Source organism: Flavobacterium cheonanense (genome assembly GCF_039539185.1).
GTDB lineage: Bacteria > Bacteroidota > Bacteroidia > Flavobacteriales > Flavobacteriaceae > Flavobacterium > Flavobacterium cheonanense.
Window position 1 is genome coordinate 129,657 of record NZ_BAABCT010000003.1, and the last position, 25,300, is coordinate 154,956.

At 30.6% G+C, this 25,300-nt stretch carries 27 protein-coding genes and 1 other RNA gene; 20 read left to right on the forward strand and 8 right to left on the reverse strand.

What is annotated here, in order from left to right; genetic code table 11:
- Positions 1–36 precede the first annotated feature (36 nt).
- Both ABD766_RS07485 and ABD766_RS07490 read right to left on the reverse strand, forming a co-directional pair.
- The gene (locus ABD766_RS07485; protein WP_344816095.1) at positions 37–384 is read right to left on the reverse strand and encodes a DUF1801 domain-containing protein; all 348 of its coding nucleotides are present in this window, start codon (positions 382–384) and stop codon (positions 37–39) included.
- Positions 385–1,755: a M28 family peptidase gene (locus ABD766_RS07490; RefSeq protein ID WP_344816096.1), complete on the reverse strand. Its 1,371-nt coding sequence runs from the start codon at positions 1,753–1,755 to the stop codon at positions 385–387. It lies immediately after the preceding gene.
- An 89-nt stretch (positions 1,756–1,844) separates the two neighbouring features.
- Between ABD766_RS07490 and ABD766_RS07495 the strand changes: the two genes are divergently transcribed.
- From ABD766_RS07495 to creD, 7 genes are read left to right on the forward strand one after another with little or no spacing between them, the layout of a single operon-like run.
- Positions 1,845–2,468 carry a hypothetical protein gene (locus ABD766_RS07495; protein WP_344816097.1) on the forward strand — a complete coding sequence of 208 codons (624 nt, stop codon included), beginning with the start codon at positions 1,845–1,847 and terminating at the stop codon, positions 2,466–2,468.
- A gap of 58 nt (positions 2,469–2,526) precedes the next feature.
- Positions 2,527–2,823 carry a winged helix-turn-helix domain-containing protein gene (locus ABD766_RS07500; RefSeq protein WP_298302167.1) on the forward strand — a complete coding sequence of 99 codons (297 nt, stop codon included), beginning with the start codon at positions 2,527–2,529 and terminating at the stop codon, positions 2,821–2,823.
- Positions 2,824–2,873: 50 nt separating this feature from the next.
- The gene (locus ABD766_RS14950) at positions 2,874–3,248 is read left to right on the forward strand and encodes a ribosomal maturation YjgA family protein (protein ID WP_425556572.1); all 375 of its coding nucleotides are present in this window, start codon (positions 2,874–2,876) and stop codon (positions 3,246–3,248) included.
- Entirely contained in the window at positions 3,245–4,012 is a 768-nt protein-coding gene (locus ABD766_RS07505; RefSeq protein ID WP_344816098.1) for an oxygenase MpaB family protein, read from the forward strand. The genes ABD766_RS14950 and ABD766_RS07505 overlap by 4 nt, the downstream gene beginning before the upstream one ends.
- 19 nt (positions 4,013–4,031) lie before the next feature.
- Positions 4,032–4,487, forward strand: coding sequence for a hypothetical protein (locus tag ABD766_RS07510; protein ID WP_344816099.1), 456 nt, complete (start codon positions 4,032–4,034; stop codon positions 4,485–4,487).
- Between the two features lies 1 nt (position 4,488).
- Positions 4,489–4,797 carry a hypothetical protein gene (locus ABD766_RS07515; protein WP_344816100.1) on the forward strand — a complete coding sequence of 103 codons (309 nt, stop codon included), beginning with the start codon at positions 4,489–4,491 and terminating at the stop codon, positions 4,795–4,797.
- Between the two features lie 55 nt (positions 4,798–4,852).
- Entirely contained in the window at positions 4,853–6,145 is a 1,293-nt protein-coding gene (creD, locus tag ABD766_RS07520) for a cell envelope integrity protein CreD (protein WP_344816101.1), read from the forward strand.
- Between the two features lie 165 nt (positions 6,146–6,310).
- Here the strand turns inward: creD and ABD766_RS07525 are convergent, their stop codons facing one another.
- From ABD766_RS07525 to ABD766_RS07540, 4 genes are all read right to left on the reverse strand, one after another.
- Positions 6,311–7,144, reverse strand: a complete 834-nt coding sequence (locus ABD766_RS07525; RefSeq protein WP_344816102.1) for a hypothetical protein — start codon at positions 7,142–7,144, stop codon at positions 6,311–6,313.
- Between the two features lie 113 nt (positions 7,145–7,257).
- Positions 7,258–9,036 carry an MFS transporter gene (locus tag ABD766_RS07530; RefSeq protein WP_344816103.1) on the reverse strand — a complete coding sequence of 593 codons (1,779 nt, stop codon included), beginning with the start codon at positions 9,034–9,036 and terminating at the stop codon, positions 7,258–7,260.
- Between the two features lie 25 nt (positions 9,037–9,061).
- A complete protein-coding gene (locus ABD766_RS07535) occupies positions 9,062–11,161 on the reverse strand; it encodes a glycoside hydrolase family 97 protein (protein ID WP_344816104.1) in 2,100 nt (699 codons plus the stop codon).
- A gap of 128 nt (positions 11,162–11,289) precedes the next feature.
- Positions 11,290–12,492: an NAD(P)-dependent oxidoreductase gene (locus tag ABD766_RS07540; RefSeq protein WP_344816105.1), complete on the reverse strand. Its 1,203-nt coding sequence runs from the start codon at positions 12,490–12,492 to the stop codon at positions 11,290–11,292.
- Positions 12,493–12,692: 200 nt separating this feature from the next.
- Between ABD766_RS07540 and ABD766_RS07545 the strand changes: the two genes are divergently transcribed.
- The 3 genes from ABD766_RS07545 to ABD766_RS07555 all read left to right on the forward strand — a co-directional run bounded on the left by ABD766_RS07545 (position 12,693) and on the right by ABD766_RS07555 (position 15,007).
- Positions 12,693–13,898 carry a serine hydrolase domain-containing protein gene (locus ABD766_RS07545; RefSeq protein WP_344816106.1) on the forward strand — a complete coding sequence of 402 codons (1,206 nt, stop codon included), beginning with the start codon at positions 12,693–12,695 and terminating at the stop codon, positions 13,896–13,898.
- A 71-nt stretch (positions 13,899–13,969) separates the two neighbouring features.
- Positions 13,970–14,368, forward strand: a transfer-messenger RNA (tmRNA) gene (gene ssrA / locus ABD766_RS07550).
- A 213-nt stretch (positions 14,369–14,581) separates the two neighbouring features.
- Positions 14,582–15,007, forward strand: a complete 426-nt coding sequence (locus ABD766_RS07555) for a hypothetical protein (protein ID WP_344816107.1) — start codon at positions 14,582–14,584, stop codon at positions 15,005–15,007.
- A gap of 4 nt (positions 15,008–15,011) precedes the next feature.
- Here the strand turns inward: ABD766_RS07555 and ABD766_RS07560 are convergent, their stop codons facing one another.
- The gene (locus ABD766_RS07560; protein ID WP_298302197.1) at positions 15,012–15,326 is read right to left on the reverse strand and encodes a rhodanese-like domain-containing protein; all 315 of its coding nucleotides are present in this window, start codon (positions 15,324–15,326) and stop codon (positions 15,012–15,014) included.
- A 136-nt stretch (positions 15,327–15,462) separates the two neighbouring features.
- Here ABD766_RS07560 and ABD766_RS07565 point away from each other — a divergent pair, with 136 nt between their 5' ends.
- The 5 genes from ABD766_RS07565 (at position 15,463) to ABD766_RS07585 (ending at position 18,427) form a co-directional block, all read left to right on the forward strand.
- Complete coding sequence (locus tag ABD766_RS07565; protein ID WP_298302200.1) at positions 15,463–15,921, forward strand: MarR family winged helix-turn-helix transcriptional regulator; 459 nt, start codon at positions 15,463–15,465, stop codon at positions 15,919–15,921.
- A gap of 7 nt (positions 15,922–15,928) precedes the next feature.
- Entirely contained in the window at positions 15,929–16,561 is a 633-nt protein-coding gene (locus ABD766_RS07570; protein ID WP_344816108.1) for an NAD(P)H-dependent oxidoreductase, read from the forward strand.
- Positions 16,562–16,598: 37 nt separating this feature from the next.
- The gene (locus tag ABD766_RS07575) at positions 16,599–17,162 is read left to right on the forward strand and encodes a YceI family protein (RefSeq protein WP_298302205.1); all 564 of its coding nucleotides are present in this window, start codon (positions 16,599–16,601) and stop codon (positions 17,160–17,162) included.
- A 99-nt stretch (positions 17,163–17,261) separates the two neighbouring features.
- Positions 17,262–17,831 (forward strand): anthranilate synthase component II, encoded by a 570-nt coding sequence (locus ABD766_RS07580; RefSeq protein ID WP_344816109.1) that lies wholly within the window; start codon positions 17,262–17,264, stop codon positions 17,829–17,831.
- Positions 17,832–18,079: 248 nt separating this feature from the next.
- Positions 18,080–18,427, forward strand: a complete 348-nt coding sequence (locus tag ABD766_RS07585; RefSeq protein WP_298302209.1) for a hypothetical protein — start codon at positions 18,080–18,082, stop codon at positions 18,425–18,427.
- Here ABD766_RS07585 and yaaA read toward each other — a convergent pair whose 3' ends face one another.
- Entirely contained in the window at positions 18,428–19,189 is a 762-nt protein-coding gene (yaaA, locus tag ABD766_RS07590) for a peroxide stress protein YaaA (protein WP_344816110.1), read from the reverse strand.
- Positions 19,190–19,340: 151 nt separating this feature from the next.
- On the opposite strand from yaaA, the gene gloA2 reads away from it, so the two are divergent.
- The 5 genes from gloA2 to ABD766_RS07615 all read left to right on the forward strand — a co-directional run bounded on the left by gloA2 (position 19,341) and on the right by ABD766_RS07615 (position 25,296).
- Positions 19,341–19,730: an SMU1112c/YaeR family gloxylase I-like metalloprotein gene (gloA2, locus tag ABD766_RS07595; protein WP_344816111.1), complete on the forward strand. Its 390-nt coding sequence runs from the start codon at positions 19,341–19,343 to the stop codon at positions 19,728–19,730.
- 83 nt (positions 19,731–19,813) lie between these two features.
- Positions 19,814–20,359: an IS1096 element passenger TnpR family protein gene (locus ABD766_RS07600; RefSeq protein WP_344816112.1), complete on the forward strand. Its 546-nt coding sequence runs from the start codon at positions 19,814–19,816 to the stop codon at positions 20,357–20,359.
- A gap of 57 nt (positions 20,360–20,416) precedes the next feature.
- Entirely contained in the window at positions 20,417–21,475 is a 1,059-nt protein-coding gene (locus ABD766_RS07605) for a nucleoid-associated protein (protein ID WP_344816113.1), read from the forward strand.
- A gap of 205 nt (positions 21,476–21,680) precedes the next feature.
- The gene (locus ABD766_RS07610; protein ID WP_344816114.1) at positions 21,681–23,462 is read left to right on the forward strand and encodes a BamA/TamA family outer membrane protein; all 1,782 of its coding nucleotides are present in this window, start codon (positions 21,681–21,683) and stop codon (positions 23,460–23,462) included.
- Positions 23,463–23,538: 76 nt separating this feature from the next.
- Positions 23,539–25,296 carry a WG repeat-containing protein gene (locus ABD766_RS07615; protein ID WP_344816115.1) on the forward strand — a complete coding sequence of 586 codons (1,758 nt, stop codon included), beginning with the start codon at positions 23,539–23,541 and terminating at the stop codon, positions 25,294–25,296.
- The last annotated feature ends 4 nt before the right edge of the window (positions 25,297–25,300 follow it).

The following is a 25,300-nucleotide window of genomic DNA, read 5'->3' on the forward strand; positions in this document are numbered from 1 at the left end:
CAAAAAAGAGACTGAAATTCAGTCTCTTTTTTTTGTTTAATATAATTTTGAAATTTCTTGAATGATTTCTATTAAAATTTTATTATCAATTTCTTCAAGTGAAGAATACCTCAGTGATTTCATTATACTCCTATTCTCTGAAATAAGATGTTCTTGATGATTTTTGATTTGAAAACCTTTTACTATTCCTAAATCAACATACTTTCTTTTATGGCTTACATTTATGAAACAAAAGGGTTTTCCTCTGTAATAATAAAAAGGAATCTTCCACTTGTACAATAATTCTAAATCTTGAATTTGATTTTCAATTACAATTTGCAAATTAAAAATTATAGAACGATAAGGTTCTGGTTGATTTAAGATATATTCTTCTCCGGGTTTCATCTATTGCAATCCATATTGATCAAACAAATACATAAGCGATGCCATCGAAGCGGCTCCTAATTCTAATTCTCTTTTATTTACAGCGTCAAAAGTATCATTTGCAGCATGATGATAATCAAAATAACGTTGCGAATCGGGTTGCAACGCTACTTTTACAATCTTTTCTGACTTTAAAGGCCCAATATCAACTCCAGTATGTCCTTTTCTAAAAATATGAATTAAATAAGGCTCAAATAAGTTCTTCCAAGTGGTGATTTTATCAAAATTAGAATCATCCGCTTCAATTGAAAAACCTCTTGGTGTAAATCCTCCTGAATCACTTTCTAAAGCAAAAATGTGATTCTCTTTATTCTTGCTAGACAATTCTTCATATTTTAATCCGCCTTTAACACCATTCTCTTCATTCATAAACAAAACTACTCTAATTGTATTTTTAGGTTTGTAATTCAACTTTCTAAATATTTCCAAAACTGCCATACTTTGAACACAACCAGCACCATCATCGTGAGAACCATCTCCTAAATCCCAAGAATCTAAATGTCCTCCAACAACCATAATTTTATTCGGATGTTCCGAACCTGTTATTTCACCTACAACATTGTATGACAAAACATCTTCCAATGTTTGGCAAGACTGTTTAAAATATAACTTTGCATTTGGGTTTTCTGTCAATAACTTACTTAACTCTTCTGCTCCATTTGTAGAAATTGCTGCAGCTGGAATACGTTTATCCATCGCAATATCTTTATAATTTGTTGAACCCGTGTGTGGAAAATCGTCCAATCTCAAATTCATGGAACGAACAATTACTCCAACAGCACCTAATTCTCCTGCTTCTCTTGCTCCAGAAGAACGTTGGTCAACACAACTTCCATAAGCATGAAAAGTTTCAATAAACTCAGGATTCATTGGTCTGTTGAAAAAAATAATTTTCCCTTTTACTTTATCTGTTCCTAAAGCTTTTAACTCCTCTAAACTTTTAACTTCAATTACATTTGCTAACAATCCATTTTTAGGAGTTGCAACCGACATCCCTAAAGCACAGATTGGAAAAGATTTTTTTTGTTTTTCAACTTGTAAATAGGCTACTTCCTTCTCACCTCTCACCCATTGTGGAACCATAACTTCTTGTAGATAAACTTTATCTAAACCTAAAAGTTCCATTTGTTCTTTTGTATAAGTAACGGCTTTTGCTGCTCCTGATGAACCGGATAAACGATGACCAATTTTATTTGACAAATCGTCTAACCATGGATAGGCTTTACTTTCGGTTAAAGCAACTTTATAAATTTGTTTCAACATTGCTTCATCATTAGTTTGAGACAACATTAAGGTAGAATTTACTAACAACAAAAAAACTATTTTCTTCATTTCTATTTATTTTATTTTCAAAAATAAAGTAAAAAACATTTGGTTGAACAATTTTTATTTATTTACTTTGTACTTCAAAGTACTTTTATATGGAAAACGAAAAATATCTTAACGACATTTCTGAAATAAAAAACATGATGAACCAATCATCAAGATTTATTTCACTTAGTGGATTATCAGGTGTTCTTGCAGGGATTTATTCTTTGATTGGAGCTTGGCTAGCTTACAAAACAATTTATTTTAATACGACGTCAATGGGAAACTATAGAAATCTTATCATCTCTCAAGATTCCATAAACAAACTTTTTATAATTGCTTCAACTGTTCTAATTTTATCCATAATAACAGGAATAGCATTAAGTGTTAGAAAAGCAAAAAAAACAGAAGATAAAATCTGGAATGTTTCATCAAAAAGATTGGTTATAAACTTTGCAATTCCGTTAGCAACTGGTGGATTTTTTATTCTATTTTTGATAGAGAAAGAAATGCTAAGTTTAGTTGCACCATTAACCTTATTGTTTTATGGCTTGGCGTGCGTAAATGCTAGTAAATACACACTTGGTGATGTACGATATTTAGGAATTACGATGATCATATTAGGATTACTTTCAACTTGGTTTTTAGGATATGGATTATTATTTTGGGCTTTAGGATTTGGAGTTTGCCATATAATTTACGGAAGTATGATGTATTTTAAATATGATAGAAATTAATTTTGAGATTGCAGATTACAGAAGTTAGAAGACAGATTTAAAAAAACATACAAATAATTTGAAAACCATCATACAAAATATCAACAAAGCCTTTGATCACCGAATTCGTTTGGGGATTATGTCGGTATTGATGGTAAACGAAAGTGCCGATTTTAATATGCTTAAAGAACTTCTCGGAGTAACTGATGGCAACCTCGCCTCTCATACCAAAGCTCTTGAATCTGAAAATTATATTCAAATTGAAAAACAATTTATTGGTAAAAAACCAAACACGAGATACATTGCGACCAAAGAAGGAAAAAAAGCATTCAAAGATCATATTGATGCACTTGAAAAATTAATATCAAAAAGTTAAATCTATTTTTTTATATACTTACTTTGAAAAACAAAGTACTTTTAAATATTATGAAAAATATAAAAATAAAATATCTACTAGTCAGTTGTGTCATCTTAATCATAGAAATAACTATTGCACTATTCGTAAACGACAAATTCATAAGACCCATATTTGGAGATTATCTAGCATCAATTCTTGTGTTTTACTTTTTGGCGACATTTCTGAAAACCGATTTGAATAAAATTGCAATCCTATCATTATTGATTAGTTATACTATTGAATTTTTACAATACCTAGATATTCTGGAACTTCTTCAATTAGATAAAATCAAAATCCTAAACATCTTACTCGGAAACTCTTTTTCGTGGACTGATATGCTTGCTTATACTCTTGGGATAATGTCTGTTGTATTGATTCATAACTATAAAAAATTTATAAAATGAAACACTTTGTTGATGACAAATCGATTGTAAGAGAAATTTGGAAGAATACAGATATTGTTCTATTAATTTTTGCAGGTTCTGCAGCCGAATTTGCTTTAAACAAAGCTGTTGATTGGTTGTACTTTACAGGAAAGATTCCAACAAATCCTTTGGAGCGATTGTTTTCTACAGTTGAATTTGCTCAAAAAATTGTCTTTTCAGAAGAAGAATTCGCCTTGGCAACTATCGATAAAATAACTCAAATTCATCAAGGAGTTGAAAAAAGTCGCGGACAAACCATTCCAGATTGGGCATACCGAGATGTACTTTATATGCTTATAGATTATTCGATTCGCTCTTTTGAATTGATAGAAAGAAAATTAGAAACCTCTGAAAAAGAAGAAATTTTTGATGTGTTTTCTAGGTTAGGAATTCGAATGGGTTTGAAGGAACTACCAAACAACTATAACGATTGGTTAATTGACCGAACTATTCATCTCGAAAACAACTTACAAAAAGGAGCATTTACCATTCATTTATTTGAACAATATAAAAAGCATTTGGGTAATTCTAGATATTTCATTCTATTAGAAATTCAAAAAATATTAGTTCCGAAAATAGTTTTCAAAATGATCTTTGAAACATCAAATTTTCCAACAAAAACACTTTTAAAGCTATATAAAATAAGCAAAATATTAAAAGTAGATTATCTAGCAAAAGCAATTCTACTACCAAAAAAACACAAAGAATCTATTACAAACATCGGAAAATACGAAACACTTTAAACCATCAATTATTGCACTAATGAGAGATTTACTAATTGAAAAAATGTATGAAATCACGAAGAAACCTTACCAAAAATTCTTCAAAAAAGGTATTCCTTGGAAAGAAACACCAAGCGATTTAATAAACTACCAACATGACAGTTTAGGTTTTCATTTAGGTTGTTTTCTACTAAAATACAATTTCGAAATGCAACCAAAATTGGAAGATCACGATGTAATTCATGTGCTAACAAACACAGGAGTTTCTGTAATTGATGAAATTGCAATGCAATATTTTTTATTGGGAAATGGTAAAAAAAGTGCCTATTTATTTATGGTAATCTGTATTGGAACGGTCTTCTATCCTACTCAAATCAAACATTTTATTCACACTTACAATCGTGGTAAAAAAGCACATCAATTTCATGATTTAGATTTTTATAAAATGCTATCCATTCCAGTTAAAACGATTCAATTAACATTTAATATTAAGTAAAATGACCAAAAAACAATACGAAAACGCAACAGGCATTTTCTCCACTCAATTAGCCTTTGGCTCATTCATTATAGGAACCATTCTATTGATTTTGCATCTAATAAATCCAACTGGAGCTTTATTCGGTGTTGGTGTATACTATTTAATTATAGCTTTTGCAATTAATTTAATAATGCTATTCAGGCTTATCTATTTAGCTTTCACACAAAAAAATCATCAAGACTATTTTACCATCAAAATACTAATTCTTTTAGCCAACATTCCCATTGCTTTTGTGTATTTACGAATCGTTGGAGAAACTTGGAAATAATCAATAACAAATTCAAAAAACAATTTCAATATCAATCTAAAATTCAATTTCAATCATGGAAAATTATCAAAATCAACCTAAACAAGGTTTCTTTCAATCTACAACTGCCAAAATGATTATGGTAGGTTTGTTAACTTTAGTGCTATTAATTCCGTTGTTCTTTGTTCAAGACCTAATCTCTGAACGAAGTCAACGTCAAAAAGAAGTTGTTGCCGAAACCACTTCCAAATGGGGTGAAAGTGTCTATTTTTATGGACCAATTCTAAAAATACCCTACAAAGACCCAATTACAAATCAAGTTGAAAATGCGTTTTTCTTTCCTGAAGAACTTTCAAATGTATCAAACACCGAAATCAAAACTCCATTGCAAAGAAGCATTTACAAATCGAATGTATTTACCACAAAAATGCAATTTAAAGGAAGCTATGTCCAACCCAAATTCTACAAAAGAAACATACCAACTGAAAATGTATTTTGGGATAAAGCCACAATTATCATTCGAACCACTAATTTAAAAAGTGTAAACGACGAAGTAAAAATCAACATTGGAAGCAACAGTTTTACCTTTGAACCCGTTCACAACAACCAAAACAACGATTCTATAGAATCGCTTGAAACTGGCTACTTCAAATACAATGATTTGAAAAATACCAATTTCAATATGAGCATCACTTACAACGGAAGTAAAAGAATCAGCATTGTTCCAATTGGGAAAACTACTTCAGCCAAGATGACTTCTAATTGGGCTTCACCAAATTTTAACGGAAGTTTTATTCCAAACGACAAGAAAATTACCAACAAAGGTTTCGATGCTACTTGGAAAATTCTGCACTTTAACAGACCTTTCTCTCAAGAAAATTTTGAATTTTTACCAGAGCTAAGCAAATATGCCTTTGCAGTAGATTTCATAACTCCAGTAGACGAATACCAACAAAACGAACGCGCTTCTAAATACGGATTTCTCGTAATTGGTTTAACCTTTTTAATCTTTTTCCTAATTCAATCTATCAGCAAAATTAGCATCCATATCTTCCAATATTGCATGATTGGAATTGCATTAATTATGTTTTATACTTTACTCATTTCAATCACAGAACACAGTTCCTTCAGTTTTGCTTATGCGGTTGCCGGAATATCTGTTGTGGCTTTAATTTCGCTGTATTCCATCTCTATTTTAAAAGATAAAAAATTTCCAACTTTTATTGCAATCTCACTTTCGGTTCTTTACACATTTATTTACGTCATCATCCAACTCGAAGATTACGCACTATTAGTAGGAAGCATCGGATTATTCTTAATACTTGCATCAGTAATGTATTTCTCAAGAAAAATTGAATGGAATAAATAAGAATTAGGAGCGAATGGCTTGCGAACTCTTGGATACCTTATTCCTGCTTTCCGTTCCAATCCTTTTTTGTTGCCTGAGGCTCTCGAAGGCAACAAAAAAGAATTTCCACTGCAATCAGGGCTAAACAGCCAACCATTTGAATAAAAACAAAACTCCGAAAGAAAATTATTTTCCTTCGGAGTTTTTAATACTATCAAAAAGTTTGATTAAATTTTCACGAGAAGCAAAATTGGTAATTCTTATAATAATATTTGAATCGATAATTTCAATTTCTAAATCATTCTCAAAATTAATAGTTTTAAAATAATCTTTAATTGCATTTTCTTGGTGTGACTTTTTAATAATTTCTGTTTGATATCCTTTTATTATTTCCTTTTCTTCATCAATGAAAACATCAATAATATTTTGAACAATGGGTTTCTTAAAAAAACAATAATGACCAAAAAAAATAAAATCTTTAATCCAAAAAACAATACTATAATTTTCTGTTCTTGAGCTATATTTACTATTGTATACCTTAGCTGTTGTATTGGCAATAAAAATTGACAACTGATTTTTATGATAAGAATCAGTACTATTCCAATCTTCAAAACTTGAAAAAGTTTTTGTTTTTTCAAGAAAATTAAATTCAGAATCTGAAAAAAATTTAAACTTATATCTATTGTCTAGTAGAAAGTTTTTAATTAAAATAAATTCTCTTTCTAATTCACCTTCTGTATAATACTTATCTATTACTTCTTCTGAAGTTTTTCTTTGTTCATTATAAAAAACAACTTCATCTGAAATTTCATCTGAATATTCGTAGTTAGTTTGAGTTTCACTAACTTTTGCTTTTTCGCCAGTCAAAGGATCTTCAAACATTGATATAATCTCTTTATCAGAAAGGGTTTTCTTGTCTTTAAGAGCAATTTTTCTTTTCTCATCAGCTCGAACATACAATCGATTAATGATAAATACTATTAAAACAATTGAAATAAGAATAATAAAACGTGTTTCCATAGCACCAAAATATAAAAAAACTCCGAAAGAAATTTACTTTCCTTAGGAGTATTTGTATTTAAATTTGGTCAAGACTGTCAACTGAACACTGAATACTGATAACTGTCAACTAATTAATGACTTCCTTCCACTTCAATAGCATCAACATCAATGTTTTGTTTTTTCAAAAGACCTTTTACTAAAACAGCAAATAAAGTCAGATAGGCAAAACAAACTACCGTAATAATATACGATTGATGAATTCCAATAATATCAGACAATTTACCTTGAATTGGCGGAATAATTCCTCCACCCAAAATCATCATAATTAAAAACGCTGAACCTTGAGAAGTATATTTTCCTAATCCGATAATAGACAAACTAAAAATGGATGGCCACATAATACTACAAGCTAAACCTCCAGCAAGGAAAGCATAAATAGCAACTGTTCCAGAAGTAAACAAACCAATTAACATAGCAATCATTCCGAAACTTCCAAAAATCATTAAGGTTCTAGCAGGTTTGTCTTTACTCAAAAAGAAAGCTCCAATTTGAATTAAAACACAAACTACATAATAATAAAGCGGCTTCATATCTTTCCCAGAAAGAATATTCACACCCAAAATAATTCCAAAAGCCACCAACGGAACGATGATTAAAGCTATCGTCTTTTTGCTTCCTTGAAGATTAAAAACACTAATTGCTCCAGCCCAACGACCAATCATCAAACTTCCCCAATACATAGAAATATATGGAGCTATATCTGAAGATTGCAAACTTCCAAATTCTTTTAATTTTAAAAGTTCACCAAGATTACTTCCAATCGCAACTTCAACACCAACATAAGTAAAAATAGCTAACATTCCTAAAACCAATTGTGGGTATTGCATTGCACCCCAACCTTCAGAATTCTTTCTAGCTGATGTGTATGAAAATAAAATTCCGCCAAGCACAACTAACAAAGCTCCAGAAAGCCACAACATTCTGTTTTTCTCTAATCCTTGTTTTAGTAGCAATGCTTCACTTTCGTTAGCAGTAATTTTTTCATTAATTTTTAAAAGTTCAGGCGAATTCGCTAGATAGGTTGTTCTTGCTAATTCCTCTTTTGCAACATCAACTTCTTTTGTTAAAGCTTCTATTTTTATAGCTTCATCACTCTTATAACTTTGAAAAACCGGAGTAAACATAATACCAAGTAAAACAGTCATAATAACTAGTGTACGTAATGCTTTGTTCGCTTTTTCCATTGGTTCGTTGGCAATGCCACTTGGTACTTTTTTAGAAAAGTAAAACAAAGCTGCTGCTGCAATAAACAACAATCCAACACCAATATATAAAATCACAACTTTACTCAATTCTAAAGCTTTTATTTGCTCATCTGAAATTGATTTTGCAGTTCCAAATAAAGCCAAAGCCACCACAATTGGACCAATAGTAGTTCCAAAAGAGTTGATTCCGCCACCTAGATTTACACGACTTGCACCAGTTTTTGGATCACCTAATAATATCGCAAACGGATTGGCAGCAGTTTGCTGCAATGAAAATCCTAAGGCTACAATAAATAATCCAACCAACATTCCTGCGTAAATACTAGCTTCAACTGCAATAATCATAGCTCCAGCTCCAAGCGCTGAAAATAACAATCCGTAAACAATACTTTTTTTGTAACCCCATTTTCCAACGATATCTTTTCCTGACATATCGCCTAAAGTAAACAATAATAAAGCGCCAACGTAATAAGCGGTGTAAAAAGCAAAATCGACCAATTGCGATTGAAACTGATCTAACGAAAAATAACTTTTACAAAACGGAATAAAAATACTGTTTCCAGCTGCAATAAATCCCCAGAAAAAAAACACTGTAATCAGCGTATATAATGCAGGATAGTTTGTTTTAATTTGTTCTGAACTCATAAATTTTAGTTTGTTTGGTTTGGTTTTAGTTTATTGGTTTGAAACTTATAGCAGTTCCACCACCGTTAGACAAATTTAATTTAATTTTTGACTTAGAAGTAACTTCGATGGTTTTTATAGCATAAGATTTTGGATTGTTTTTCCAATCTGCATCAGTACCATCTTGATAGATAATGGCTTGGTACTTTTTATTTGGCGTCAAGAAATCTAATTTTATTTCTGTTTTACGAGCATTTTCATCGGTAATTGCTCCTAAAAACCAACGTTCTCCATTTTTCTCTTTTCTAACTACAGTTAAATAATCTCCTGGTTCAGCTTCAAGATATTTAGAATCTTGCCAATCTACAGCAACATCTTTTATGAATTGAAAAGCATCGGCATATCTTTCATAATTTTCCGGTAAATCGGCTGCCATTTGTAATGGTGAATACATCGTTACATAAAGTGCTAATTGTTTTGCCAAAGTAGTATGAACTTGTTCGGTTTTGGTTTTATCGTAATAACTCATTTTGATTTCAAAAATTCCTGGAGTGTAATCCATTGGTCCTCCTAATAATCTTGTGAATGGCAAAATGGTTTCGTGCATTGGCGGATTTCCAACTGACCAAGCGTTAAACTCATTTCCTCGAGCTGCTTCGGCTGCAATATAGTTTGGATAAGTTCTTGAATATCCTGTTGGACGTGAACTTTCGTGCGAATTGACCATCAATTTATAATCGGTAAATCTTCTTGCAACGAAGTTAAAATGATTCACCATAGTTTGACCATCGTGAAACTCACCACGCGGAATAATTCTTCCTACATAACCTGATTTAGCCGCAGGATAACCATAGTCTTTCATAAGATTTAAGGCTCTATCCAAATGTCTTTCATAATTAGCCACCGAACCTGAAGTTTCGTGATGCATTATCATTTTTACACCTTTTGATTTAGCATAATCGTTAATTTCTTTCAAATTATAATCAGGATATGGCGTTGTAAAATCGAATACTTCTTCTTTCCAGTTACCAAACCAATCTTCCCAACCAACATTCCAACCTTCTACCAAAACGCCATCAAAACCATTTTTGGCTGCAAAATCAATATATCTTTTAGTGTTTTCTGTTGTTGCACCATGTTTTCCTGATGGTTTCAAACTTCCGTCTGCAGCATTTTGTGCATTTTGCGAACCTGCATAATCCCAAGTTGATTTTCCAACGTGCATTTCCCACCAAACGCCAACATATTTCATTGGTTTTATCCAAGAAGTATCTTCAATTTTTGATGGTTCGTTTAAGTTTAAAATCATTTTTGAACTTACAATTTCACGAGCATCATCGCTCATCATAATTGTTCTCCAAGGCGAAACACAAGGAGCTTGAAGATAGGCTTTATCTCCAATTGCATTCGGAACTAAATTAGAAGTTAATCCAAAGTTTTTAGTATCTACATCTAAATGCATAATAGGATAATTAACAACAGCTGCTTCAAAAACATTGATGTAAATTCCGTCTGCTGATTTCATCATTAAAGGTGATTGAACTCTGAAAGAACTTGCGATGGTCTTTACTCCGATTCCATTATTCAAATCTAATTTAGAATTATCGATTTCAGATAATTTTGTTTCATTATAGGCATATTCTTGACTGTCATAATCTCCTGGAATCCAAAATGCTTTGTGGTTTCCTACTAAATTAAATTGCGATTTTTCTTCAGAAATTATAAAATAATTCAGATTTTTCTGCTTAGGAAATTCATAACGAAAAGCAATACCTTCATCAAAAACTCTAAAAATGATATTGATCCTTCTATCAGTTGATGGTTGCGAAAGTGCTACAGTCATTTCGTTGTAGCTGTTTTTTATATTGGATTGTTCACCCAAAACTGGCTGCCAAGTCTCATTAAAACTTTTTTGACCAATGCTGTCTATTCTGAAATTGTTCTCTAAACTTTTTGATTCTTTTATGACAATTCCAAGCGAACTCTCTTTTACAATAGGTTTGGTTTTGTAACTTACCGAATAAGTTGGTTTTCCATCTGAAGACAATTTAAAATTTAACGAAATAGTTTTAGATGGTGAGGAAACATTCTGAGCTTCAACTGATAAAATTGAAATCAAGAATACCAATAAATGTAATTTTCTCATTTTTGATTATATTTTTTTATAAAAATACATTTTATCCTAAAAATAAATCGATTTCGTAATAATTAGTTATTAACGAAATCGATTTCTTATAATTCAGTTTTGAATTGGAAAATAAATAAATTTAGATTTTATTTTCCTTCTACATAATCTTGTAAATATTTGAATCTTTCTGTTAGTTTGCCATTTTCAGTCATTTTAGCTCTTTGCAAAATTCCGTCTTTATCACCATTAAAAAAAGCTGGAATCACGTGTTCCATAAACATTTCTCCAAATCCTTCACTCGCATCTTTAGGCAATTCACAAGGTAAATTATCAACCGACATTACCATAATTGAACCAGGATGTGTATAAGAAACTTCTTTGTGTTCACTTGGTAAATAGCCAAAAAATGGTTCTGCAATGGTAGATGCTTTTATAGTACAAGCAATTGGTCCATTAACATCACAAGAAATATCCGCAACAACTTGAATTTTGTTCTTTGGAGCGTTAAGCATTTCTCTTGTTAGAATATCGGGCGCACCATTTCCGTGAAAATGTCCTGCCATATAAATATCTGCAACTTGTGAAAAACGTTCAAAATCAGAAACATAATCTTGTGGATTCTTATAAAAATCTTGATTATCTAAAACCTGTCCATCGATTCTTTTGTTATAATCTAGTACATCAATTTGAGTATAAACTGGTTGAGTGTAAACTTTGTTTAAAAAATCATCTGCTGAAACTTGCTTAATTTTCATTCCATCAAGCATTTCTTTCGCTCCCATTCCCACTTTTCCGTGACCTGTTAAAACAATTTTAATGTTCGGAAGCATTGGTCTGCGTAATCGTTCGATTAATTCTTCTTTACTTCTTAAAGTTTCAGCTTTTACTAAATTGAATAAATCATATTTAATTCCGAAAGCTCTAAATCCGTTGTAAGCTCCAACAATTCCTGCATATCTTCCGAAACCGATTAAGCGACGGTTTTTAGCATCAACAATAGTTTCGTGGTCGAATAATTCGATATTTTTCTCTAAAATTGCTTGAAGTAACTTTCTATTGTAAGGTTGAAATTTAATAGTATGCGAAAAGAAAAAGTACTTTTTATTGGGAATTAAGGCATCAACTGGAACTTCTTTTACACCAAATAAAACATCGCAATCGCTCATATCTGTAGTAACTTCGATACCTAAACTGCTGTATTGCTCATCAGAAAATACTCTAATATCAGAACTTTCAACTTTTACTTGAGCTTCTGGATGTTCTGTTTTTAATCTAACTAATTCTTCTGGAGTAAAAACAACTCTTCTATCTGGTGGATTTTTTCTTTCTTTAATAATTCCGAACTTCATTTTAACAGTATTTTTTTGAGACATCAAAAGTAATAGTAACGAAAACGTTTTCAAAACTTTTTACCCAAAATAAAATCGAAGTTATTTATTGAATTTCAATTAATTGGAATAATTTGTTGATAATTTTATAATTAATATAACATTTCATGAAATTTGTTTGTCATTTTGTTTATTATATTTGTTTTTCAACCAAACCCAAAATGACCAATAACAAAGTAACATATCTATTGTTTTCTTTAACTTTTTTATTACTTATAAGTTGCGATAAATCAGGAAAAATTAAGAATCCATTTAAAAAAAATAAATCTGGTTTAGAATATGCAATGCTTCCGCTAGAAGATTCTTTACCAAAACTTTCAGATTCATACAAAAACACTAAAAAGAGAGAAATTGAAAATTTCTTTACTAATAATTTTGCCAATGATTTTGAGAACATGAGTTTTCTTGTGGCAAAAAATGGACAAATTATTTATGAGAAATATGATGGATTTGCCGATAAAGAAAATAATATTTTAAACTCACCTGAAACGCCTTTACACATAGCATCAGTTTCAAAAGTACTAACAGCTTCAGCAATTTTAAAATTGATTGATGCTAAGAAAATTAGCTTAGATCAAAAATTGACAACACTTTTTGAAAAATTCCCTTATCCAGATGTGACTATAAAAACTTTATTAAATCACAGAAGTGGCATGAAAAAGTACAATTATTTTTGTGATGACAAAGCCAACTGGGGAAGAAATAAAACACTTACAAACAAAGATTTACTTGAAGTAATTATCAATAAAAATATTCCGTTAGAAACTAAAACTGATACGCATTTTAGTTATAACAACACCAATTATGCACTTTTGGCATTAATTATTGAAAAGGTTACAGGAATGAAATACAGTCAGGCGATGAAGAAAATCATTTTTGAACCATTAGGTATGAAAAATACTTTTGTTTTTGACGAAACTACTCCCAAAGAAAAGGGAACACCATCTTACAAATACAACTATGTTAAATATCCCTTTGATTTTCTTGATGCTGTTTATGGTGATAAAAACATCTATTCTACTCCAAGAGATTTGTTGAAATTTGATTTGGCTAGAAATGCACCAAGTTTTTTGAGCAAAAATCTTTTAGAACAAGTGTACAAAGGATACAGCTATGAAAGTAAAGGTTCCAAAAATTATGGTTTGGGTATTCGATTGCGCGAATGGGATACTGGACAAAAATTATTTTATCACAATGGATGGTGGCATGGAAATACTGCAAGCTACATCACTTTAAGAAAAGAAAATGCGGTAATTATTGCATTGTCTAATAAATTTACTCGTAAAACCTTTCAAATGAAACGATTGTCTGCATTGTTTGGTGATTATCCATTTACATTGAAAGATACTGTTGCCAAAGACGAATAAAGTGTTTGTTTATTGATTTTTTCGGTAGTACCTTTGTGGTCTAATTTTTGTATTGAAACACAATAATTATTGGGGACGACTGGTTTTGACAGCAAGTGGAATTAATCAGTAAGCACGTCGAGCGTTGTACCTTTAGCTCGTAAATCCAAAGGTTCAAACTTATAAACGGCGAAAATAACTACGCTTTAGCTGCATAATCCGAATTTTAGTACGATTTTGCCACGTTCCTACAAGGTAGGAAAGCTGGATTCACCTCAAAAGCCTTGGTTTATGGCGGTTGGTTAAGGTGAACCGTAAAAGTAAACCTAGGAAAGGTAACGCTTTAAATCCTTTCTGACACTGATAAAGCTAAGCAAAAAGTGGCGGTTCTTGGCCTTGCTTTTTGACGAAAATTCAATTAAGGACTAAACGTGTAGAAAGCTTTTTGATTGCTTGTTTGGACCCGAGTTCGATTCTCGGCGTCTCCACTGTCGTACCAATAACCTCTAAAGAAATTTAGAGGTTATTTTTTTTATTTAAAAGTTGTAAATCCGACATAAAATAGTTCGAGACAACTCCCCTCTTTTCCACAAATAAAAAGGGATAACTCATTGTACTGAGTTATCCCTTTTTTTGTAGAAAACATTCTACCCTAATAAATCCAAAATTATTATCAACTTCGTATATGCATATAAACTAAAATAATGACGACATTTCAAGCAAATAACGAAACAATTCTTATCAATGATAAATTTGGATTAATCACTGATAACCAAGTAATTATAACAAAAGGTTCTAAGAAAAGTAAAGTCCCTTTTAATTCTATCAACAGAGTTAACTTAATAAAAAGTAGAGTCTTTTATTTGAATATTTTATTGTTTTTGTTAAGCGCTTCTGTTTTTATTTATTCCTATTTTATGTTCAATTCAGAAAGACTATTCTTTTTTTATGGATTAATTTTTATTGGTATTGTACTATTCCTATTTTCAATTGTTCATAAATTTTATACCTACAGACTAATCATAAAAGAAAAAGACCAAACATTGATTGAGGTAAAAACTACGCAATTGAACAGAAAGAGCATTAAAGAATTTTATAATGCCATTATTAAGAAAATTCCAAAAAAGTAGATTTTTACTCTGTAAAACCAACTTCGCCTTCCCAATTCATAAAACCACCTTCTAAGTTAAATGTGTTTTCAAAACCCATTTGCTTCATAATACTGCATGCTTGAGCACTTCTTCCTCCTGCTTTGCAATAAACATAGTAGTTTTTTGATTTATCTAGTTCTTCTAGTCGGTAGATGAATCCTTGTCCTTTATAAATATCATTTAAAATTGCTCCTGGAATAATTCCTTCACTCCATTCGTCTTCGGTTCTTACATCTAAAATTACTGCATTCGTATCCGCTTCCAATTGTGAAGCCCATTCTTGTTGAGATAAGTTCATTTCTATTATTTTTTTCCAAATTTATAAATTTCATTTTACATGGTCATAAAAGTATTAACAAAAAAATAACACGACATTTGTATATACAAATAAAAATAATTTTACATTTGTACCTACAAATTTGGTAATTACAATTATGAGAATTGAAGATATAATAAAATCTAATGTTACAATGGATGATGCTAAAAAAGTTGTCCTAAACATTATGGTTACCCAAAATGTACTTTCTGAAAAATTTAATGAGGTTTTGAAACCTTATGATTTATCAGGCGAACAGTACAATGTACTGAGAATTTTAAGAGGTCAGAAAGGGAATCCTGCCAATATGTGTGTCATTCAAGAACGAATGATTGCAAAAAACAGTAACACTACCCGATTGATTGATAAATTATTATTGAAAAATCTAGTTACAAGAGAGGTTTGTCCTGAAAATAGAAGAAAAATAGAAGTTTTAATTACAGAAAAAGGATTGGAACTATTAGAAGAATTAGATCCTAAAGTTTTAGAAAACGAAAAATTATTTGCCGCAAATCTGAACCAAAAAGAATTAGTTGAATTAAACACCTTATTAGAAAAATATAGAAACCTTAAATAAAATTACTATGACACAATTTATAAAAGACGCAAATTGGCGTTATGCTACTAAAAAATTTGATGCAACAAAAAAAATTTCATCAGAAGATTTAGCAAGTTTAAAAGAAGCAATTCGATTAACAGCTTCATCATACGGATTACAACCTTACAAAGTATTAATTGTTGAAAATCCAGAGTTAAGAGCTCAATTGCAGCCAGTTTCTTGGGGACAATCTCAAATTGTTGATGCCTCTCATTTATTAGTTTTTGCAAACATTATCAACTTTGGAGAAAAAGAAATTGATGCAACCATTAATAATATGGCAACTACAAGAAATTTACCTTTAGAAGCACTTCAAGGATATGGAGATTTTATGAAATCTAAATTGGTTTCACTTCCAGAAGATGTAAAAAATACTTGGACATCAAAACAAACTTATTTGGCTTTAGGAAATTTATTGAACGCTGCTGCCGAATTAAAGATAGATGTAACTCCTATGGAAGGTTTTGAACCAGAGAAATACAATGAAATTTTAGGTCTTGAAAAATTAGGTTTGAACGCATCACTAGTAGCAACAATTGGATATCGTCATGAAGAAGATGCTACACAACATTACGCAAAAGTGCGTAAATCTGAAGAAGAATTATTTGTAACAATATAATTAATAAGTAAAATCAATAACTCAAATTTAAAAGAAAATGAAAAATTTAAAAACAATCGCAATCGCATTATTCGTAGCAGTTTCAACAATCGCTACAGCACAATCTAAGAAAGTAGACGCTTCTAAAAGCACTATCAACTGGGTTGGAAAAAAAGTAACTGGTCAACACAGCGGAACCGTAAACATTCAAAGTGGAAACTTAATTTTTAAAGGTAAAAAATTAACTGGTGGAACATTTGTAGTAGACATGACTTCAATAACAGCTACAGATATTAAAGGTGAATATGCTGCAAAATTAGATGGCCATTTAAAAGCTGACGATTTCTTTGGAACGGATAAATATCCAACTTCAAAATTAGTTTTCAAAAAAATTGCTTCAAAAGGAAATGGTGTATATACTGTAACTGCAGATTTGACAATTAAAGATGTAACTGCTCCAGTAAAATTTGACATCACTGTAAAAGGAAATACTGCAACAACGTCATTCAAAGTAGATAGAACAAAATTCGGAATAAAATATGGTTCTGGAAGTTTCTTTGACAATTTAGGAGATAAAACTATCAACGATGATTTCGAATTAACTGTGTCTTTACAGTTCTAAGAAAAAGGGAAAAATTGCTATCCTAAGAAAACCTCAGAGAGTAATCTTTGAGGTTTTTTTTATGCTTTTTAGAAACTAACTTATGATTATATTTGCCCAATGAAAAAAATCCTTCTCATAGATAATTACGACAGTTTTACATTTAATTTAGTTCATTATTTAGAGGAACTAAACTGTGATGTAACCGTACTTAGAAATGACGAATTTGAGCTCGAAGAACTAAAACATTTTGATGACATAATTCTATCTCCTGGACCCGGAATACCATCAGAATCAGGATTGTTAAATAAAGTCATATCAACTTACGCTTCAAGTAAAAAAATACTTGGAATATGTCTAGGTCAACAAGCCATTGGTGAAGTTTTTGGCGGCTCTCTTATTAATTTAGATAATGTTCATCATGGTGTTTCTTCGTTTATTAATGTAATTGTTGCTGATGAAATCTTATTTAAAAACTTACCGAAAGAACTCGAAGTAGGCCGTTATCACTCATGGGTTATCAATCCTGTTGATTTTTCTCAAGACTTAGAGATCACTTCTGTTGCAGAAAATGGCGAGATTATGTCAATCCGACACAAACACTTTAATGTAAAAGGTGTTCAATTTCACCCTGAAAGTATCTTAACACCACACGGAAAAACCATTTTGGAAAATTGGTTATCAAATTAACTAATTTAAATTTTTACTTTATATAAATTGATATATAATTCTGAATTATAATTATTTAAAGAATTACTATAGATTTTTACTATAACTACAAAAAATCAAAATACTTGATATTTGTTAGAAAAAACTTTCAAATTTCAATTCTTATTAACTAAAACAACTAGTTATCAACAGAATATGAAATGAAGAAGATATTTAATTAAATTTGATATAGTACATTTAGTTTTTAATCAATTTTAATTCAAATAGTTATGGGACTTTTTAACAATAATGAGAAGAGAATCATTAAAGAACTTTGCAAAAAAAGTGAAGACATTAGCAAAGACATCACAAATGAAATTGATGAACTACTAGTTGAACTAAAAACTGAGTATGATGAAAATAGTAAAGTAGTCAATGAATTTCATGATTTTGTAAATGAACTCAAAACTAAACTAGCACCAGAAGATGCAAACAAACTTTTAGAATTCTCTTCAAGATTAACTAAAGTAAAACGATGTGCAAAGAAAGGAGTTGAATCTATGAGAGAATTAGCTCGTGACCAAAGAAAAGCCACAAGAGAAACCATTAGAGAATATCAAGAATATTTATATGTTTAATTAGCGAGTAAAGACCAACTTATTCCCTTTGCTTAAATTAGCATCAAAAGCGTATCCTTCGTAATTAAACCCTTTTAAATCCTCTATTGTTTCTGCGTTTGTATCAATAATGTAGCGAACCATCATACCTCTCGCCTTCTTAGCGAAGAAACTTATCATTTTTAGTTTTCCGTCTTTGTAATCTTTAAATTCAGGAGTAATCACTGAGACTTTTAATGTCTTTACATCAACAGCATCAAAGTATTCATTGCTTGCCAGATTGACAAACAACTCCTCTTTTTGAAGTTCAGCATTTAGTTGTTTTGCAATTATTGGTTTCCAAAATTCGTACAGGTTTTTATTTTTTCCTACCGGAAGTTTAGTTCCCATTTCGAGACGATAAGGCTGCATTAAATCAAGTGGTTTCAATAATCCATACAATCCTGATAAAATTCTGAGTTTGTCTTGCAAAACGTTTATTTTATCTTCTGAAAGAGAATAAGCATCTAATCCAATGTAAACATCACCACTAAAGGCAAAAACTGCTGGTCTAGCATTTTCAACAGTCATTTCGGCAAGATTTCGCTCTTGATTTCTTTGCCAATTTAAATCCGCCAACTTATCTGAAATATCCATTAATTCTATCAATTGTTTTGGCTTTTGCTTTTTCAAAACTTTGTCAATAGCTAATGATTGTTTTACGAAACTATATTCTGAATATAATTTTGTTGGCAATTGACTTTCAAAATCCAATGATTTGGCTGGTGATATTACGATTTTCATGACTTATTTTTAATGTTTTTTTCGTCTATTTGCCATAAAATTGGCTCGAGTCAAAAATACAAATTTCAATTTGAAATTAAATACGTTAAAATGATTAGTTTCGATTTAACTATCAACAGAATTTATTATTTTTACCTTTTTACAAGATTATATGCTATCGCTCAATAAAATCCACGATATCGCCATTATTTGCTCTAATTATGAAATTTCTAAACATTTCTACACTGAAATTTTAGGTTTAAAAATTATTCAAGAAATTTACAGAAAAGAGCGTGAATCCTATAAATTGGATTTGGCATTAAATGATAATTATTGCATCGAATTATTCTCGTTCCCAAATCCTCCAAAGCGTGTATCAAGACCTGAAGCCTCTGGCTTACGACATTTAGCTTTTGAAGTCAATGACATTGAGATTACTAGAAAGTATATTTTAGAAAACAATCTTTTTGCTGAAGAAATTCGCATGGATGAATACACCAACAAACGTTTTTTCTTTACTAATGATCCAGATGATTTACCGATAGAGTTTTATGAAGTTTGACTAAAATCTTATCAACAATTCGCATTTCGTAATTCGTTTTTCTAATTTATATTTTACCTTTGACCTTTCAAAAAAATAGAATCATGGTTTATAAATTTAGAGTAATTCTCGATGCAGAAGAAGATATTTTCAGAGATATTGCTATACTTGAAAACGACACTTTAGAAGATTTGCACAATGCAATCGTAAATGCTTTTGGATTTGACGGTTTAGAAGTCGCATCTTTCTACACTTGTGACGACACTTGGAATCAAGAAGATGAAATCCCAATGTTTGACTCTGGCGATGTTCCTGGTGAGAACAAAATTATGAGTGATTATCAGCTGAATGATATTTTAGATACTGAAAACACTAAAATCATTTATGTTTATGATTTCATCAATATGTGGACATTCTTAGTAGAACTTGCCGCAGTTGAAGATTCAGTTGAAGTTGGAATGGTTTATCCTAACCTTTTATTTTCTCATGGTGAAATGCCTGCAGAAGCTATGGAAAAACATTTTCAAGCTGATTTTGAAGATGAAGAAAGCTACAACGAATTTGAAGACGATTTAGATGAAGACGATTTAGACGCTTTTGGAAGTGACGACAGCTTTGAAGACTATGGATTTGAGGAGAATTGGAATTAAATTTGAGAAAATAGAAAAAAGAGAATAGAAAATAGACTTCAAAAATTATAAAAATAAATGATTAACCTTTTCAATACCCACATAGAATCTTTATCCATCCATAGAGTTGGAAATAAAAGCCGTAACGAAGCTATTTTTCTATCAGAAAACCAATACGGATTAAACGATGAAATTGTTCCTTTGTTGAAGGAATATTTCTTTAAATCATTTCGTGAAAAAGAAGAAAACTACTTTCAATTTGCACATGAAGTAGATTTGGAATACAATGATATGTTCAATTTAGCTACTGAGATTTTTACAAATCCAAGTTCGGTGCATGAAGTTTCTAAAAAAATAACCAATCACCTTTTTGAACAATCCAATCATCCGCACATCAAAAACGGAGAAGTTTATGTGACTTATTTAACCAATGTTTCCATCGATAATAACGTTGTAGATGCTATTGGTGTTTTTAAAAGTGAGTTGCGCACCGATTTCCTTCAATTTGAAGAAAAAGATAGTAATTTAGAAATGGTTCTTCAAGAAGGAATTAATTTAAATAAACTGGATAAAGGTTGTTTGATTTTTAATCACAAAAAAGAAGAAGGTTATAAAATTTTGACTGTTGATAGCAATCGTTATGATGCACGTTATTGGTTGGAACATTTTCTTGCTGTGGATGCTTTTCAAGATGAAAATTTCATGACTAAAAAGTATTTAAAATTCTGTCAAGAGTTTGCAAAAGAAGTTGTTTTTCCAGCCGAAGATAAAAAACAAGAAGTTATGTTTATGAATCGTGCGGTAAATCATTTTGCTAAAAACGATAATTTTGAAGAAACAGCTTTCTTAAATGAAGTAATGGACAACCCAGATTTGATTCCAGAATTCAAAAATTACAAAGCCGATAGAGGCGAAAAATATAGTATTGAAGATGTTACTTCATTTCCAATAGCCAATGCTGCTGTTTCTGACGCCAGAAAATCGATTAAAAACGTTATTAATCTTGATACCAATATTCAAATCAAATTGGACTTTATCAATCCGGAAAGTGCCGAAAAATTTGTAGAAAAAGGTTGGGATGAAGAAAAACAAATGTATTACTACTTAGTTTACTTTAATAAAGAACAGAAGAGTTAGTGTTCAGTGTTCAGTGTTCAGTGTTCAGTGTTCAGTGTTCAGTGTAAAATAAAAATTCATCCTCAATTGTAAAGCAATTGGGGATTTTTTTATACTAAAATGTTAAACATTCAGTTTTTAAGTTTTAAATCGTTATATTTAATAATAACCTAGAAAAATGCGCTATTATCTTTATTTAGTGATATTGCTATTTAGTTGTCAAATTTTGTCAGCTCAAAATACCATTCCTACTAAATCAGATAGTGTTTACAAAAAAATTGATGATTTTTCTAAAGAAAGAAAATTCTTCAAACTGATGCACAAGTTGATGTTTAGACCAAAAAAAACAGAAGCTGCAAAAAAACAAAAGAAAAAAGGCGCCTCTCCTATTCAGAAATCTTTTGAAAAATACAATTGTAGAATCATCCGAAATATAACTATTGAAACCACAGATCCTTTTGGATATTCTGCCGAAAATGAAAAAGAAGTTCCAGAAAAAAAATTAGAACGTTTTGGAAACTCTTTACACATCAAAAGTAAAAAATGGACCATTAGAAATTTATTACTTTTTAAAAAAAATCAAGAATTAGATTCCTTACTTGTAAAAGAATCTGAACGTTTAATAAGAAGCCAACGATTTGTTAGAAGTGTTGTTATCAAACCAATCGCAATAGAAAATTGTCAAGATTCTATAGATATTTCTGTAAGAGTTTTAGATACTTGGAGTTTGATTCCAACTGGAGCAATTACTACATCTAAAGCCAATTTAGAACTTACTGAACGTAATTTTTTTGGTTTAGGACACGAAGTCAGCTTAGATTATATTCGAAGTTTTACAAATAATACATTTGCTTACGACTCAAGATATACGATTCGTAATTTTAAAAATTCGTTTGTAAATGCAACTGTTTCCTCAAGAACAGATTTGCTAAACAACACTTACAAAACTGCTAGAATTGAAAGACCTTTTTATTCTGCTTTAACACATTTGGCTGGTGGCTTTTATTATGATTATAGATTTTATAACGAAAATATGACCAATTCAAGTTTGGTTACCTCAGCTCAAAATTTTAAAATAAAAACCTATGAATTTTGGGCAGCACATTCGAGTAAAATATTTGCAGGAAATTCCGATTTCTCGAGAGCTACTAATCTGATTACTTCTTTAGGTTTTACAAACACAACTTACTTAAAACAACCCGAACTTAGCTATGACACTATTCGTTTTTTTAACTCGTCAAAACGCTATTTAGCAACTATCGGAATTTCAAGTCAGCAGTTTTATCAAGACAAATACTTGTTTCGTTTTGGTGTGATTGAAGATATTCCTTACGGAAAAGTATTCTCCTTCACTGGCGGCTTTGAAAATAAAAATAACTTAAACAGAGCCTATTTTGGTGGAAGATTTTCCTACGGTGACTACCTTGATTTTGGTTATATAAGTGCTAATATAGAATATGGTTCCTTCATTAATAACGGAAAAACGGAACAAACCACTATCAAAATTGAAACCAATTACTTTACCAACTTATTTTCGATTGGAAGTTGGAAATTCAGACAATTTGTTAGACCAGTTTTAATTTTAGGAAATAATCGATTAAATACTCCAAAAGACCGATTGAACTTAATTGATGTCAACGGAATTCCGGGTTTTAATAGCTCACCACTTGTGGGAACGAAAAAATTTCTAACTACATTCCAAACGCAATCTTACAATCCAAGAAATTGGTATGGTTTCAATTTGAGTCCGTTTATGAATTTCACTATCGGATTTCTAGACAACGGAAATCATAAATTTTTCAGCAATAAAATGTATTCTCAAATTGGACTTGGTGTCTTAATCAATAACAATTATCTAGTTTTCAATAGTTTTCAATTTTCGTTTTCTTATTATCCTTCACTTCCTATTGATGGAAGCAATATCATTAAAACCAATACTTTTCAAAACACCGATATCAACTTGAATAACTTCCAAATTGGGCAACCTTATGTTTTGCCTTATGAATAAACACCTTTAATATCTTGTTAAAATCAATCAATTTATTGAATATTATTTATAGTTTCACAACATTAATAGTATTTCAATGCATTTAAAAAACTACATATTTACAATTTTATCATTGCTTATTTTTGAGAATTCAAATGGTCAAATTACGATGTCTTCCCTGGAATTTGACAAAGATAAAAAAGGACCTAACACCATTTATTATAATTTTTATAATGGTATTCAAATGATTGAAATCGACTACAATAATTATGAAAAAGCTCGAATTGCTCATGAAGATATGATAAGACCAATAAGCAGTATCCGACGAATAAATTATGGACACAATACTATTATTTTAAGAAATAAAAATGGTGAACTGTTACACCAATACAACTTGAGAGGAAAAACTTTTAAATCTACCGATTTCCTTCCTTCTGAAAAATGCATTACTGTATCACACGCCTCAAGATTAGATGCAAACTATATAGCCAAAACCAATTATCCTTTCTATGGGAAATACAATTTTTATGTTACTGAAAACAACAAAGTTGGTATAATTGATACTCTAGGCACTCCAATTTTGGAAGTTGTTTATGATGCCATTCTTAGCTATGGTGATAACTACAATCTTAATTCTTATGTAATGTTTGATACTAGAAACGATAGAGAAGACGAAACTTGTTTCTACACGATAAAACGCGACGGAAAATGGGGATTCAAAAGTGATAAACTAGCAATAGAGCCAAAATATGAAGAGTTAATTCCTCTAAAAAAAGATGTTTTTAAGATTAAAAAAAATACTAAATATGGTTTAATAAATTATAAAGAAGAAAGTCTAATTGAACCCATTTACACGGACTTAATTTACAAAAATGATTTTTATCTCTATACCAATGATGCTATTGAAAATATAGACCGATACACAACCCTTTATGGAATTATTGATTCCAATTTTAAAATAAAAACACAACCCATTTATAGCAATCTTGAAGACATCATTGAAAATTACTATCCATCTGGAAAATATTGGGCTTGCAAAACCGATGGTTGTGGTGCCATAGACAAAAAAGGAAATGAAATTTCGAAGTTTAAATATGGTTCGATACCTCAAAATCCATACAACAACTATTATCGAACAACAGGTTTTAGAGATGGCAACAAACACTACATTTTGAATTTAGATTTTGAAGAAATAGGAAAAAATTACGATTTAATTTATGAATGGAAAAACTTACTATTTACTGTAAAAAAAGGCACTAAATTTGGCTTGATAGATTTAGATAATAAAGTAGTTTTACCCTGCGAATACGACTCTTTTTGGGAAACTTCTAGAAACGAATTGGGTACACTAATAAAAGATAAAAAATATGGAGTCATTACCAATAAAGGAATTGTCGTGATTCCATGCAAATATGATGATTTATACTTCACTGTTGATAATACCATTGTAGCCACTCTTATTGATGCCAATGATAAAACCAATAGAAACAGAAAAGTAGGTTTATTGGATGCTAATGGTAAACTTATGACCTCTTTTATATATGATGAAATCGAAACGATTGATTACGGATTTTATCGTGTTAGAATCGATTCAAAATATGGCGTTCTCAACAAAGATGGAAAAGAAATTACTCCTGTAAAATATGATGAAATTTACCGCTATAGAAATGGTTTTTGTATTGCCAAACTCGATTTTGGATACGGCTATATAGATACTTCTGGAAAAGAAATAACCCATTTCTATTATGAAAAACCAACCGATTTCAACTACAACGCTGCCAAAAAACTAACAGCAAAAGCCTATTTAAGTGGAAAAGAAATTATCATTGATGAAAATGGTAAGGTTGTAAAGTAGCAAT